The following is a 14,397-nucleotide window of genomic DNA, read 5'->3' as shown; positions in this document are numbered from 1 at the left end:
CGTATGCGCCATATAATCCCCACGCCGGGTTGGAGGGTCGTTCCCCCGTTTGGCCAAAGCTCGGCGTGATCGCCCTTTTCTTGTTGATCCTTGGCAGTACGTTCCTTCCGATGATGATCGCCAAAATGACGACGGAGGATCTTGCGAACGAATACGGGGTGAGCTCCCTGATGCTGCCAGAAGGAGTGGACGCCGATGGCTATGTTGGGTTGACCCTGAACTGGTGGGGGCACGTGGAGTTCGATGCCGTCGGCTTCGACGAAGACGCGCTGGGTTACGACATCGAGGCAGCCGAAGAGGAACAAAGGCAGGAACTCGTTGAAGACGAGGACTTCCAGACGTTGATCAGCGTGATCAGTGGCGGCGTCATCGTGGTTCTCGTGTTGGCAGGACTTGCCGTGATATGCGTGTTGTTCAACAACCGGCTATCTGCCTTACCCGGCATCCTCGCCGCTCTTGCTCAGATGGCGGGCACAGGCTTGATTTTCTTCTTCATATCCGTTGCCCCCGAAATGGAAGAGAACCTCACGGTCACCCCGGGCACTGGTTTGTGGCTCTTCCTCGCAGCCTCGGTTGGTGGCTTCATTTTCTACATCGTTGTTCTCGTTGCAGGCGGCAAGAAATACCCCGCAGTACAACCCCCTCAAGCCGGTACACCCTATCCTTCTGCCTATTAACGGCCGTTTGGGGGGCACGAGACGAACCGAGTAGATACTCCACGAGCCGAGGACTACGATGCCCAGAGTGCCTGCCAAATTCCGCCAACTGCCGCCCCCTGGACCCGAATGGGGCGGCAGTCTCATGGGAACCTCAATCGTTTCCCGCCTCCTCGTCGAACTCGACCTGAGGATCGCTTCCGGCATCTTTGCCGCGATCGCGTGGGGGATCCTGGCCGTTCTCATTGTCGGTTTCGTGCGTTACCGCCAACCGAGTTTCCGCCGCACCTCCATGGCAGCGTGGTCAATGTTCTTCATCGGCATCCTCGCCCTGGGGGCGGCAATGTCGGGGCTGACCGGCCACACAGTTTTCCGCCTGATCGGGTTCTGGATCGGAGCGCCGGCCACTGTGATCACGTGGGCAATTCAGCTCACGCGTTTTGAAGGACCCCCAAAGTTCACCTGGGGTCTCCCCCTCGTTGGCCCGATGATTTCGTCGTCTGTGGGCGCGTGGCTCGCCCGCGACTACGGGCAGCTCTACCACACGATGGGCACCGTTTTCTTCGTGATGTCCTTCTTCACCGCCGTGCCGATTTTCATTTACGTCTACTGGCAATTGTGGCGCGGCAACGTAGATCTCAGCGGTGCCAACTCGGCAACAGCATGGGTTCCGCTCGGCGTTGTCGGCCAATCGACAACAGCAATTCAGCTCCTCTACCCCGGCCACTACTCCATCGGCTACGGACTAACTGCGTTGGTGATCGCCATTCCCCTTGCGATCTTCGCGATGGTGAAGTTCTACCCGAACGTCGTGCGCTGGGTGGATTACTCCCCCGCATGGTGGGCCTGCACGTTCCCGCCGGGAACGGTGAGCATGGGCGGACACCAGGTCGCATTGGTCAACGGCTCTAACTGGCTCGACACTGTTGCTTTGAGCATTCCCGTTCTGCTCATCATTCACTGGTCGCTGTGTTCGAGCAGGTTCATCGGCTGGGTAAAGGAAGGCCGAGCCTAATTAACTGCGGCCGGGGTTGAATCTCCGACTAATCCTTTCCGCTGGAAGTTTTTCGGATAGTCTAAAGACCGAAAACTTCATCTTTGGAAAGGTCACCATGACAACACCGAACAACCCCGCTTCTAACTCCGCAGGTCAGTGGGGCAGTCCGCAACCCGGCCACCAGCCAAACCCCTCGCAGTGGGGTGCGCAGCCGAATCAGCCGAATCAGCCGCAGGGCCAGCCGCAGTGGGGCGCGCAGCCAGGCCAGCCCGGCGGCACGATGCAGGCGCCGAAGGTAACGCCGGTATGGCCTACCTGGGCAATGCTCGGGTTCTTCCTGCTGAGCTTCCTGACCAGTTTCATGACTGTGTCCAGGACTATTGTCGACCTTGATGATTTTGAAGGATTGGGCTCCATCGGCGGAACGCTCAACTGGTGGGGTGCCTTCAGCGTCGAAAGTTCTGGCCTCGGCCGTCTCGGTGAGGCAGCGCTCAAGGAGGAAGTGACGGGCACCTTCCTCATCGGCATCGGCACCGTCCTGACTCTGGGCTGCTACATCGCGGCGACGGTTCTCTACTTCCTGGGCAAGGAAAAGCTCGGTGCCATTCTCGGTATCATCGGTGCTGGTCTGCAGCTCTCCGGCATCCTGTTCTTCTTCTTTAGCTCGATCGGCGACGATTACACCTCCCTCGGCGCCGGGTGGTGGATGTGGTTGCTCTTCGGCATCCTGGCTCTGGCGTTGAGCATCTTCCTGCTTGTCAAGGGCCGTTCTGGCATTGAAGGCCAGTTCGCCAAGGCGAAGAATTCCGTCCAGCAGGTACAGCAGCGCAACGCGCAGCAGCAGTTCCAGCAGCAGAGCCAGCAAGGCCAGCAGGGTTTCCAGCAGCCAGGCCAGCCAGGCCAGGGCTTCCAGCAACCGCAGCCATACGGCCAGCCCGCCCAGCAGCCGCAGCAGGGTTTCCAGCAGCCGTACCAGCAGGACCAGCAGGGGTTCCAGCCACCGCAGCAGAGCACCCAGCAGTCCGGCAGCACCCAGCAGTCCGGCAGCACCAGCTACCGCGTCGAGCCTTCGAGCACCTCGTCCACGACGGACGTATCGTCCTCTGGCACCGCGTCGTCTGACGTCCCGTCTTCTGGCGGCCAGTCCACGTGGGGTGACACCTCAGGCGGCACTTCAGCCGGCACATCGACAGGTCCTTCCCCGGAGACTGACTCCTCGACCGGTACCGAGGAGAACCCGCGCTAGTTCGTCCGCGCGTTCACGTCGACCTCGAAGCCAGCAACGTGACCGCGCGAGCTGAACTGCCACATTGCGGGCGCTTGCTTGCCGACGGCACCCGGCCACTCCCCCGTGTAGATCTCCGCGGGCGGACCGGCCGGGTTTTGTCCGTACTGGGCTAACCACACCTGGCCGAACTCCCGGGTGTCGGCACCGAGCATTCGCCACCGCCAAAAGTGCGGGTAGGTATAGATGCCGCGCACGGGAACACCCGCTTGCAAGAAAAGATCGCGCGCCTCGCGGATGTGGTCAAGGTGGAGTCCCGCAGGGGTTTCACAATCCAGCCACACCGGGCGCTGCGCGTCTGACATCACCTCGAGGGATGCCTCGACCTGCTGAGCGATCGTGGTGCCCTCCGAGGGGTTACGCAGGTAGTGGTAGGACTCGGCTGCGATGCCGGCGTGGGAGGCATCGTCGATATGCGAGCGGTATGTGCGGTCTTTGTACGTGCCATCCGTGGTGCGCACCACTGCGAACTCGATGCCTTCGGCTGCAGCACGCACGAGGCTGATGCCATCCTGGTGCTCGCTGACATCCACCCCGAACTGGACGCGAGAGCCTGGACCCGTCACCGCTTGGTGAATCCCATGCGCGGAGAGAAATTAGCCGGGTGCTTGCGCTGGGCGATCGCGTCGGCAATGACAAGGCGCCACTTTGGGTCCGTGACCGGCATATGGGCGACAGAGAACCAGCCGACCTCCGTCGATTCGTCGTCGGCGACGTGCGGGGCCGCGGCGGCGTCGACAGGCTCAAGGCGGATCGCGATGGACATGTAGCTCGCCTGGTCGCCGTTCTCATGGGTGATCGGGCCAATGGCGCCAGCTCCGATCAGTGCCGCGGGAGCAGCCTCGATACCGGTTTCCTCCATGACCTCGCGCACAGCGGCGTCCTGCGGTTCCTCACCGGGATCACAAATCCCCGTCACTGGAGTCCACTTCCCGTTGTCTGCCCTTTTGACCAGCAGAATTTCCGGCACTGCCCATGCGGAACCGTCCGTGGAATCCCGCAGGACCAACGCCGACACAGCGGGGATCCACATGGGGTCATGGCCGATCTTCTTGCGAGTCTCCACAATGAAATCTGGAATGGGCATACCGCCAAGTCTACGTTGCGGGCAAAGGGCGCTAAAGTTTAGAAGCACTATGAGAGACCTGCGCAGCCTGCCCACCCCAGCCTTCATCGTCGGGTTCGGTGCCCTGCTCGTTATCTGCGTGGTTCTCACCATTGGGCTGTTCAATTACGAGTCTGGAGCCGAAGAACGTGCGGCTTCCGCCACAGCGACGACGGGGACGAGTGGAAGCAGCACCACTACCACCGAGTCCACGACCACCCCGGTGACCACGGTGACCGGTCCGGGCGAGGAGGACAAGGTCACTGTCACCCGAGAACCCAAGCCGGCGCCCCCGGGCACGGATGAGAAGCAGGTGAAATCGTCGATACGCTCCTACCTCATCCAGGACGCCGCGACGGCACGCACCTACACCGGCGTCGCAGTCACCGGCACTGTGTCCGAGGAAGCGCTCGGCATGATGCCGGAGCTAACAGGGCATATCAGCCGGCTGCTCGAGCAGAATTGCCTGGACGCCATGGCTCTGGAAACTCCAGATAACACCCGCGTGACATTCAACGGCTTTTGCTACACCTCGCTGCCTCCGGAGACGATCGAGCGCATGCTCACCTTTGCTCTCGACGGCAAAGCGGACTCAATCGACTTTGCCAACCACCCCAACCGCGGCCACAAGAACGCTGTGACCATGAACTGGTTTGTCGACTCTAATGACGTCGCCGAGAAGATCCACGAGACGTGGAACCCGCTGCGCCGGCCCCGCGCGATCGAGAAGATCAACCTGTACACCTACAGCCCCAACGAAGTGCACCGTGTGGTCAAATCTCGCGGGAAGCCCGACTACGCAACGACAGAAGAGCTCACGGGCGAATCTCACCAGCGCTGATCTGAAAACGTAGCGTTGGGGACAACGCGACGAATCACTTCCATGACCTGGTTGAGGTTGGAGTAGCTCATCATCTTGGTCTCTGCGCCGGGGATGTCGCACTCCTCGTGCGCACGGCCAGCTTCAGTACCCGAGACCACGCCGATGATCGTGGCGCGGTCACCGACGATGTAGAACACCGGGCCGCCGGAATCACCGGGCAGGGCGCACACGTTGGCGATGTCGCCGTGGGTTTCACGCTCCACATCCGCTTCCGTGCGGATTACCTGGATGCGCTCCGTCGCCTTGAACTCTCCGCAGGTTAACCCAGTGGTTCCGCCGGTTTTGCAGATGCGCTCGCCGGGCTCCATCTTGCCTTCGTACAGGCCGGTGTCAATCGGGTCACCCACGAGATCCATGAAGCGGTTCGGGTCAGTGATCTCAATGATCCCCACATCGATGTCACCGTTTTCATCGCTGTACAGCCCCGAGTAAATATAACGGCCCGCTTCAACAGAAAAGTCGTGCACCGTCTCCGCGTTCGTCGGCCACACCAGGTCGCCTTCGCGCCCGCAGTGGCCCGCGGTGACGGCGAAGTTGCGGCCGTCGTCGGCGCTGAAACTGAACGCGACAGTGCATGACTGCGCCGTGAAAACTTCGCCTGGCTGGGGGTAATGCTGCGTGGACTGGATCTTTGTGCCCGGGGCCCACAGAGCGAACGCCGGCTGGATGACGGGGGTCCCCGGCAGCTCCTCTACGGGCGCATCAGCCGCCGGCCCCCCAGGGGTCCGGACATCCTCGCGCGCTTGGCGCTCCTCGACGGTGAGAGTCGGGTAATCCGAGGTGCTCACGCCGAGCCACACCACCGAGGCGACAACGAACGTCATGATGACGATCAGCGCCGACCACAGGGTCAAACCGCTGTCGCTCGACCGGCGCTGCGGATGCGGCTGTGGCTGAGGCAGCGGCTGCAGCTGGTAATGAACGGGCAGCTCGTCGCTCCCCTGCACGGGGTACTCCCGCGGGGGCTCAGACGGATGCATAGATGGTTGCGTCACCGTTGGGTCAACCCGTGGTGGTTACACCTGATCGGCGGAGTCAGAATCGGCGTTCGCGGCGGTGTCGTCGATGCCAGCGGCATCTTTCTCGCTCGCAGCTTTTCCGCCTTTGTCGTCCTCATCCACGGACTTTTGGACCTTCAGGTCGCGGACGAACTTCTCCGGGTCGAACTCGGTGTAGTGGTCGGGGCCTGCGAACTGTTCCTGCGCCATGAGTGCTCCTCTACTCGTTGTCCTCGGCTGCGTTGCTGTCGGCGATTGTAGCGATGTACTGCTTCACGGTCTCGGCGTTGTTCGGCATATCCACGACATGGCGGTCCGCATCCATGATTTCCGCGAAGCGCTCCGGAACATCCGGTTCCACACCAGTCGCTTCCACGATGGTCTCGGAGAACTTCACCGGCAGCGCGGTCTCCAGCACGACAATCGGGGTGTCCACTCGGTCCGCCACACCGCGCGCGACAAAGACACCGTCCGCGGTGTGCGGATCGATCATGACGTCGTGGTCGGTGTGGGTGGCACGAATCGTCGATAAGCGATCTGCATGCGTGGACTTGCCGGACAGGAACCCGTAATCGGCGCGGATCTGCTCCATGAGGTAGTCCTCGAGCTCGAAGCCGTCAGCCTTCGCCTGCACCGCGAATAGGTCGCTCGTGCGATCTGCGTCGCGCTCGAGCACATCGAAGATGAATCGTTCGAAGTTGGATGCGCGGGAGATGTCCATTGACGGCGAGGAGGTCGCCTGCGTCTCCGCGGCAGAGCGCGGACGGTACTGGCCCGTGGTGAAGAACTCGTGGAGCACATCGTTCTCGTTCGTCGCCACAATGAGCTTGTCGACGGGCAAACCCATCTGCTTCGTAATGTGACCTGCGCAGATATCACCGAAGTTGCCGGTGGGAACGCAGAAGGAAATCTGCTGCGGCTCCTGGCCCTCCCCTGGAGCCTCCGTGACCTTGAGGTAGGTGGAGATGTAGTAGATCGTCTGGGCGAGCAGGCGGGCCCAGTTAATCGAGTTCACCGCGCCGATGTAGTACTTCTCCTTGAACGCGGCGTCGGCGTTGACCTCCTTGACTACGTCCTGACAGTCGTCGAAGACACCGTCGAGGGCGATGTTGAAGATGTTGGGCTCATCCAGGCCGAACATTTGCGCTTGCTGGAAGGGGGTCATGCGGCCTGCTGGGGTGAGCATGAACACGCGGATGTTGTCGCGGCCGCGCATGGCGTACTCGGCAGAAGAACCGGTGTCGCCGGAGGTCGCACCGAGAATATTGAGGGTGGCCTCGCGCCGCGCCAGCTCGAACTCGAAGAACTCGCCGAGCAGCTGCATCGCCATGTCCTTGAAGGCGGCCGTGGGTCCCTCCGACAGGTGCGCCAGGTAGATGTCGTCTTCCAACGACGTGACGGGCACGATTTCCTCATCGGCGAAGACCGGGGTGCGGTACGCGTTGGCCGTCAGCTCCTCGATCTTCACCGGCGGGATGTCGGAGACGAACAGTTTGACCACTTCGGCGGCCAAAGCGGCGTAACCCTCCTCGTCCAACAGGGTGCGCCACTGCGCAAGACGCTCGGGCGTAATCCGCGGGTACGCGACGGGCACGTAGAGGCCACCGTCCGGGGCGAGGCCACCAAGCAGGATGTCGGTGAACTTGTACGGGGTTTTCGACGTGTCGCGCGTTGAGATGTAATCCACGCTAAAGAAGTTTACCCGCCGCACAGGACACGCTTAGCGGGGAGGCTCCTGCCTGCCGGTGAGGATGTCGATGACGCTGCGGATCGCGCTGTCCCCCAGCACTGGCAGCGGTTCGTGTCCGCGCGAGTGGCGGCCCGACGGTCCGTCCGCACCCCCAAAGTCCTCAGCCGTGGCAAGGTTCGCGGAACCCACTGCCGGGGCGACGATGTTCACCAGCAGCGTTGTGTCTTCCAGTTCCAACTTCGTGGCGTTGTCCACACCCGCCGCCTGCGCCGCCCGGATGAGCGCGACCAGGTCGCCGACGGTCGCGTCCTGCAGATCGATCGAGAGATTCATAGCCATGGGCTCAACGCTACTCGAACTCGAAGGACGGTTCTTCGCCCCAGAAAACTTCCTCCACCACGCGGTGGGCCCGGCGCGTGACCTTCAGGTAGCGGTCCAGGAACGCTTGCGCGTCCTGCGGGTCATATCCTGCCGCACCTGCAACCTGGTTGAGCTGCGCCCCCGGACCGGGCAACTGATCGATGCGTTTGCCCGTGACCAGGACCAACGCATTGCGTGCAGCGGTGGCCATGAGCCAGGCGTCTGTGAGCTTCCGCGCCTGCGTGTTCTCAATAATGCCGTTCGCCTCATCTGTGACCAGGAAGTCGAGCACTTCCAAAGTGGAGGTGTTGTGCAGCTCCTCGTACGCATCGGCGTGCATCATCGTGAGCAGCTGGACTGTCCATTCAATATCGGACAGCGCACCGCGGCCGAGCTTCGTGTGCGTGGCGCGGTCGGCGCCGCGCGGCAACCGCTCGTTGTCCACGCGCGCTTTGATGCGGCGGATCTCTTTGATTTCCGCGTCGCTGGCCCCACCTTCCGGGTAACGGAACTTATCGATGGCTGTGAGAAAGTTCTTCCCCACCTCGACATCTCCCGCGCACACAGTGGCCCGCAAAAGGGCTTGTTTCTCCCAGACCGCGCCCCATTCGTCGTAGTAGCGCTCGTAGCTGGCGATGGTTCGCGCCACCGGGCCGGAACGTCCCTCAGGGCGCAGCCCCAGATCGACTTCGAGCGGCGGGTCGCTGGACGGTTTGGCCAAGCGTTTGCGCATCTGGTCGATGATCTTCTTTGCCCACGCCAACGCGTCTGTCTCTGCGACACCCTCGCTCGGTTCGGCAACGACCATGACGTCTGCGTCGGACCCGTACCCGAGTTCTTCACCGCCAAGGCGCCCCATGCCGATTACGGCGATCTGCGCCAACGGTTCCTCCAGCCCACGCTCGATCAAGTCAGCGCGGATCTCCGCCCGCAACCCTGCCTCGAGCACGGCGTTCCACACCCACGACAGCTGCATGCACACCTCGCGCACGCTCATCATGCCCAGCAGGTCCGCCGACGCGATGCGCGCCAGTTCCGCGCGCCGCAGCGACCTCGCCACGTTGACGGCTTTGTCCGGGTCGGCGTGGCGCTTCGTGGCCGCGATGAGCGACTTGTACACACGGTCCGGGTTCGTGTCCAAGAGTTTCGGTTTCGAGGCACCGTCGCCCAACTGCTTGACGACGTCCGGCGCACTGATAATCAAATTCGCCGCGTAAGGGGATGTCCCCAAGATGTGCATGAGGCGTTCACCGACAACGCCTTCGTCGCGAAGCATCCGCAGGAACCACGACCTGTCGTTCGCCGCCTCTGAAAGCTTGCGGTAGTTGAGCAGGCCGGCATCTGGGTCGGCGGTGTCGCCGAGGTAGGTCATGAGAGTCGGAAGCAGAATGGCCTGCAGTTTCGCTTTACGCGACGTCCCCTTGGCCAAGGCGGTGAGGTGCTCGTACGCGCGCGACGGGTGGGTGTAGCCGAGTGCTTTGAGCTGAGCGACGGCAGCATCCTTGGTCAGCGACGCCTCACCGATGCTCATCCCCGCAATGGCGTTGAGCAGCGGACGGTAGAACAGGCGTGAGTGCAGGTCGGAGATATTCTTGCGCTCGCCCTTGAGGTGCTTCTCCATCGCCTCGACAGCCGGCGTCTTCGGGGTGGAGACAAACCCTGCGGTCAGGGCGAGCCAGCGGCGGTTCTTCGCGTCGTCCTCCGCGGGCAGCGTGTGGGTGCGACGGAAGCGGTGCAGCTGCAGACGGTGCTCGAGCAGGCGGAGGAACTCATAGGCTTCGATGAGCCGGGCCGAGTCTTCACGGCCGATGTACCCGCCGGCGGAAAGTGCCTCAATGGATTCGATGGTGTTCTGGGTGCGCAAGGTGTCGTCAATACGCCCGTGCACGAGTTGGAGGAGCTGCACGGCGAACTCGACATCGCGCAGGCCGCCTGAACCCAGCTTGAGCTCGCGGGTGCGCATGTCTTCCGGGACGTTGGACAGCACCCGGCGGCGCATGGCCTGGACATCCTCGACGAAGGAGTCGCGTTGGCTCGACTCCCACACCATTGGCCGCAACCGTTCCTGGTACTCCTGGCCGAGCTCCATGTCGCCCGTCATCGGGCGGGCCTTGAGCAGGGCTTGGAATTCCCACGTGTCCGCCCAGCGCTTGTAATACGCCTCGTGGGAATCGAGGGTGCGCACCAGGGCACCGGACTTGCCTTCCGGCCGCAGGTTCGGGTCGACGTCGAAGAATGCCGAATTGCCGATGGCTGTGAACTCGCTGGCCACCTTCGTCGCCTTCGCGTCAGCCGGTTCGGCCACGAAGATGACGTCCACGTCGGAGATGTAGTTCAGCTCCCGGGCGCCGCACTTGCCCATCGCGATGACGGCCAGTTTGCCGTCGGCCTTCTCGTCGTCGTGGACGGAGCGCATCGCCACCGCCAAGGCTGCGGTCAGCGCAGCATCGGCAATGACGGTGAGCAGCTCCGTGACCTCCCGGTACGTCAGCTCCTCCTGGTCCCCGCCGACGCCCTTGAAGGAGGAAAAGGTTCCCGCCAAGTCAGCGGCGGCGACCCGCATCATCAGCGTGCGGTAGGCATCCTTCAGTGCCCGCTTCGCGTCGTTGCCGGCCTCAGCAGCGCGGTAGGTGCCCGGCGCGTCCAGCTCTTGCGTCGCAGTCGGGTCGCCGTCTTCCGGTACCGCATCCACGGCAGAGAGCATGGCGCGGAAGATCTCCCTGCTGTCCGGCAACGGCTCCGCCAGGAGTTTCCACTCCTCGGGGTGGGCTACCAGGTGGTCGCCGAGCGCGGTCGATCCTCCTAGGAGGGCGAAGAGCCGGACACGGAGGGTTTTATCGTCGATAAGCGATTGGCGCAGCTCCTCATAGGAATCACCGAGCGCTTCCGCGAGACGGTACGCCGTGTTGAGCGTCAGGTCGGGGCTACCGGCCGCGCCGAGCGTGTAGAGCACGTCGTTGTCGATCCAGCCGAGCCGCTCCAGATCCTCGGCGGCGTTCTTGCTGCTGAGGGATAGTTGCGCAGGTGACGGCGAGGTCTTGCGGGCCATTTCTTCTTACCTCCTTTGGATCTCTGGAGCTCTGCAACAGAGCGATCAGAGATTCAAATTGGTCTGCAGTTCCCACTTCGTGATCTGGTCTTCATACTGGTGCCACTCGTCCCATTTGGAGCGGAGGAAGAACTCGAAGACCTGCTCGCCCAAGACTTCTGCCATGAACTCGGACTTCTCCAGCTCGCGCAGTGCCTCGTCGAGGGAGCCGGGCAGGTCCTTGTACCCCATCGCGCGGCGCTCGCGGCGGGTCAGAGAGAACACGTCATCAACGGCGGGCTCGCCCAGCTCCATCTCCTTATCGATGCCGTCCAGCCCTGCCGCGAGCACTGCGGCGAACGCGAGGTAGGGGTTGGCGGCGGAGTCGACGGTGCGGACCTCGATGCGTCGAGAAGCTTCTTTGTGCAGGCGGTAGGTGGGCACGCGCACCATCGCGGACGAGTTGGACACTCCCCACGTCGCGCTCGTGGGCGCCTCCGAACCGAACTGGAGGCGCTTGTAGGAGTTCACCCACTGGTTGGTCACCGCGGAGATCTCGCTGGCGTGCTCGACGACGCCGGCGATGAACTGGCGGGCGGTCGTCGACAGCGAGTATTCATCGTCAGGGTCGTGGAACGCGTTCGAGTCACCCTCGAACAGCGACAGGTGAGTGTGCATCGCCGAGCCGTTGTGCTCGCGGAACGGCTTCGGCATGAAAGTGGCCAGCACATTGTTCGCCTCACCGACGGTTTTCACCACGTAGCGGAAGCTCATGATGTTGTCCGCCATGGTCAGCGCGTCTGTGTGGCGCAGGTCGATTTCCTGCTGCCCCGGTGAGCCCTCGTGGTGCGAAAATTCCGTCACGATGCCCATGTATTCAAGCGCGGAGATCGCTTGTCGACGAAACTGCGGCGCCGCATTCCGCTTCGCTTGGTCAAAGTAACCACCGTCATCGACAGGCTTCGGCTCCTTGTCCTCGCTGCCCTCGGTGAGCACAAAGAACTCGATCTCCGGGCTGGCCACGCACTCGAAACCGTCATCGGCAGCCTTGTTCAGTGTCCGGCGCAGGACCTGGCGCGGATCGGCGTAGAGCGGGCTGCCGTCCGGCATGGAGATATCGCAGAACATCCGGGCTGTTTGCATTCCGTCATCCATGTCGAACGGCAGCGGCTGAAATGTCGACGGATCCGGCAGCAGCAACGTGTCCGACTCGGAGATGCGCGAAAAGCCCTCGATGGACGAGCCATCAAAGCCGACGCCCTCGTCGAATGCGGTCTCCAACTCCGCCGGCGACATCATCACTGTCTTCAGCGAACCGAACAGGTCCGTGAACCACAGACGGATGAAGCGGATGTCGCGTTCTTCGACGTCGCGCAGGACGTTTTCTTGTTGGCTGTTCATGGCAACCAGCGTAGCGGGGACGCGCGCTAGGTTTCCCCGGGCCGCATGGTCCTTAGGTAAACTAGAGGTAAATTCCTCCGTTCGCACGAAAGTTGCTCGAAAGGCGATATCACCATGAGTTCTGGACTGGGTTCTGAGACATTTCTTGAGGTCGAGGCGAAATTCGCCGTCGACGATTCCGTTGCAGCGCCGGACCTGTCTTCGCTGAGTGGCGTGGACACGCTCGGCCACACCGCGCACCACAGCCTGTCCGCGATCTACTACGACACCGCGGACCTGCGCCTCACACGCGCGAAGATCACCCTGCGCCGGCGCTCGGGCGGCAACGACGACGGCTGGCACCTGAAGCTGCCCGCCGCCCACGGCCGCTTGGAACTGCACGCGCCGCTGGAGGATCTGTCCACGCCGCCGGCTCAATTGCTCTCCGCCGTGCGCGCTATTGTCCGCCGTGAGCCGCTCGCACCGATCGCGCAGATCGATAACAACCGCGCCGAGACACAGCTGCTGGGTGCGGACGGCGGCGTTGTCGCCGAGTTCTGCGACGACCGCGTCACCGCATGGTCCTTGCTGCCCGGTGGCCAGCAGACCTCCTGGCGCGAGTGGGAGGTCGAGCTCGGCCCGGCCCTCGCCGAGTCCCTAGACGGCGGCGCACTTATCCACGAGGCCACAACGGTGCTGATCAACGCAGGTGCACGCAAGTCCGCATCGGCTTCCAAGCTCGCCACCGCCCTGGGCACCTCCGTGAACAACGCGCCGGTTCCGCCCGCCGTCACGCCGCTTTCCAGCGACTCCCCCGCTAAGGCCGTCGTCGACTCGCTTCGCGCCCAACGTGACAAGCTCGTCGAGTGGGATCCCCGCGTCCGCAACGACGAATGGGATTCCGTCCACCAGATGCGCGTAGCCACCCGTGAGCTGCGCTCCCTGATGGAGACTTTCGAAGGCATTCTTGCCGGCCCGCAGCTGTCCCACCTTGAGTCCGAGCTCAAGGAGCTGGCCTCCCTGCTGGGCACCGCCCGCGACGCCGAGGTCGTCGAGGAGCGTTTCGTCGGCCTGCTCGAATCGGACGACACCGGCATGGTGGACCCGGATGCCGACGAGCATATCCGCGGCGACATGCGCCGCGAGTACGAGCGTGCCCACCGCCGCATCGTGCGCACCCTCGACTCCGACCGCTACCTCCAGCTTCTCGACGACATCGACGCCTTGTTGGCCAACCCGCCCCTGTCGCCAGAACTCGGTGGGGAGCCGGTGCCTGGCGCAGGTGCGCCGGACGCCTTACCGGGTTCGGACGCTGCCGAATTCGACGCCGAGTCCCCTTCCGCGGCCGCGGACTTCGAGCTCCCCGAGGTGGAGGCTGAAGCCGATGAGTCTGAGGGCGCCGAGCCCGAGGAGATCCTCTACGACCACCTCGCCACCGGCTACAAGAAGCTGATGAAGCGCCAGAAGAAGGCCGAGAAGTATTACCAGGACACCTCCCTGCCCCTTCACGACCGTGAAGAGTACGTCCACGACGTGCGCAAAGCCGCTAAGAAGCTGCGCTACTCCGCTAACGCCGCCAAGGACAGTGGGTTGAACGCCGGAAAGCTGTCGAAGGCGTGCAAGCAGCTCCAGGAGGTCCTCGGTGATTTCCAGGACGCGGTGACCTCGCGTGACCGGATCCAGCAGATCGCCGGTGAGGCCCGCACCCGTGGCGAGGACACCTTCGCCTACGGCATGCTCTTCCAGCGGGAGATCTCCCGCGGCAACGAGGCGCTCAAGGGGTACCCGGACGCCATCACTGAGGTGAAGAAGGCCTTCAAGAAGGTCAAGCCGGTCAAGTCTGGCAAGAAGAAGTAGCGCCGCCCGGCCCGACCCGGCCCGATCTGCCCCGATCCGCAAGACGCTATGAACCTCTGCCTATGAACTGAGTAGCAGCTCGGCGGTATCAAGGGGTGATTGCGCCACCGTTGAATAGTTCTTTTAGTTTTTCACGGGGTGTGGCACCGTCAAATTTG

At 62.9% G+C, this 14,397-nt stretch carries 13 protein-coding genes; 5 read left to right on the top strand and 8 right to left on the bottom strand.

Translation table 11 applies throughout. The annotated features are described in order from the left end of the window. Positions 1 to 110 precede the first annotated feature (110 nt). The 3 genes from KBX17_RS09680 to KBX17_RS09670 all read left to right on the top strand — a co-directional run bounded on the left by KBX17_RS09680 (position 111) and on the right by KBX17_RS09670 (position 2,899). A complete protein-coding gene (locus KBX17_RS09680) occupies positions 111 to 677 on the top strand; it encodes a hypothetical protein (RefSeq protein ID WP_255994768.1) in 567 nt (188 codons plus the stop codon). A 58-nt stretch (positions 678 to 735) separates the two neighbouring features. Beyond that, positions 736 to 1,671, top strand: a complete 936-nt coding sequence (locus KBX17_RS09675) for a TDT family transporter (RefSeq protein ID WP_255994767.1) — start codon at positions 736 to 738, stop codon at positions 1,669 to 1,671. 97 nt (positions 1,672 to 1,768) lie between these two features. After that, complete coding sequence (locus KBX17_RS09670) at positions 1,769 to 2,899, top strand: hypothetical protein (protein WP_256019600.1); 1,131 nt, start codon at positions 1,769 to 1,771, stop codon at positions 2,897 to 2,899. On the opposite strand, the gene KBX17_RS09665 is transcribed toward KBX17_RS09670, so the two are convergent. Together KBX17_RS09665 and KBX17_RS09660 are read right to left on the bottom strand one after the other, a co-directional pair. After that, positions 2,896 to 3,504, bottom strand: coding sequence for a GH25 family lysozyme (locus KBX17_RS09665; RefSeq protein ID WP_255994765.1), 609 nt, complete (start codon positions 3,502 to 3,504; stop codon positions 2,896 to 2,898). The genes KBX17_RS09670 and KBX17_RS09665 overlap by 4 nt on opposite strands. Further along, positions 3,501 to 4,025 carry an NUDIX domain-containing protein gene (locus KBX17_RS09660; protein WP_005289449.1) on the bottom strand — a complete coding sequence of 175 codons (525 nt, stop codon included), beginning with the start codon at positions 4,023 to 4,025 and terminating at the stop codon, positions 3,501 to 3,503. Before KBX17_RS09660 ends, KBX17_RS09665 begins: the two co-directional genes overlap by 4 nt. A gap of 49 nt (positions 4,026 to 4,074) precedes the next feature. Between KBX17_RS09660 and KBX17_RS09655 the strand changes: the two genes are divergently transcribed. Then, the gene (locus tag KBX17_RS09655; RefSeq protein WP_256019598.1) at positions 4,075 to 4,884 is read left to right on the top strand and encodes a hypothetical protein; all 810 of its coding nucleotides are present in this window, start codon (positions 4,075 to 4,077) and stop codon (positions 4,882 to 4,884) included. On the opposite strand, the gene KBX17_RS09650 is transcribed toward KBX17_RS09655, so the two are convergent. The 6 genes from KBX17_RS09650 to glnA all read right to left on the bottom strand — a co-directional run bounded on the left by KBX17_RS09650 (position 4,872) and on the right by glnA (position 12,403). Continuing rightward, entirely contained in the window at positions 4,872 to 5,873 is a 1,002-nt protein-coding gene (locus tag KBX17_RS09650) for a trypsin-like serine protease (RefSeq protein WP_255998775.1), read from the bottom strand. The two genes, KBX17_RS09655 and KBX17_RS09650, sit on opposite strands and share 13 nt — an antisense overlap. Positions 5,874 to 5,942: 69 nt before the next feature. Further along, positions 5,943 to 6,134, bottom strand: coding sequence for a hypothetical protein (locus KBX17_RS09645; RefSeq protein ID WP_005289442.1), 192 nt, complete (start codon positions 6,132 to 6,134; stop codon positions 5,943 to 5,945). A gap of 10 nt (positions 6,135 to 6,144) precedes the next feature. Further along, a complete protein-coding gene (thrC, locus tag KBX17_RS09640) occupies positions 6,145 to 7,611 on the bottom strand; it encodes a threonine synthase (protein ID WP_256019596.1) in 1,467 nt (488 codons plus the stop codon). A gap of 33 nt (positions 7,612 to 7,644) precedes the next feature. Then, positions 7,645 to 7,953 carry a hypothetical protein gene (locus KBX17_RS09635; protein WP_255998773.1) on the bottom strand — a complete coding sequence of 103 codons (309 nt, stop codon included), beginning with the start codon at positions 7,951 to 7,953 and terminating at the stop codon, positions 7,645 to 7,647. A gap of 10 nt (positions 7,954 to 7,963) precedes the next feature. Further along, positions 7,964 to 11,023, bottom strand: a complete 3,060-nt coding sequence (locus KBX17_RS09630) for a bifunctional [glutamine synthetase] adenylyltransferase/[glutamine synthetase]-adenylyl-L-tyrosine phosphorylase (protein ID WP_256019594.1) — start codon at positions 11,021 to 11,023, stop codon at positions 7,964 to 7,966. 45 nt (positions 11,024 to 11,068) lie between these two features. Then, complete coding sequence (glnA, locus tag KBX17_RS09625) at positions 11,069 to 12,403, bottom strand: type I glutamate--ammonia ligase (RefSeq protein WP_005289434.1); 1,335 nt, start codon at positions 12,401 to 12,403, stop codon at positions 11,069 to 11,071. A gap of 114 nt (positions 12,404 to 12,517) precedes the next feature. Here glnA and KBX17_RS09620 point away from each other — a divergent pair, with 114 nt between their 5' ends. Beyond that, a complete protein-coding gene (locus KBX17_RS09620; protein WP_256019593.1) occupies positions 12,518 to 14,239 on the top strand; it encodes a CYTH and CHAD domain-containing protein in 1,722 nt (573 codons plus the stop codon). The last annotated feature ends 158 nt before the right edge of the window (positions 14,240 to 14,397 follow it).

The organism is Corynebacterium sp. CCUG 65737 (assembly GCF_024454115.1).
In the GTDB taxonomy this organism is placed as follows: Bacteria; Actinomycetota; Actinomycetes; order Mycobacteriales; family Mycobacteriaceae; genus Corynebacterium; species Corynebacterium genitalium.
The sequence above is the reverse complement of the archived record's forward strand: the minus strand, read 5'-3'. Positions and strand labels throughout refer to the sequence as shown.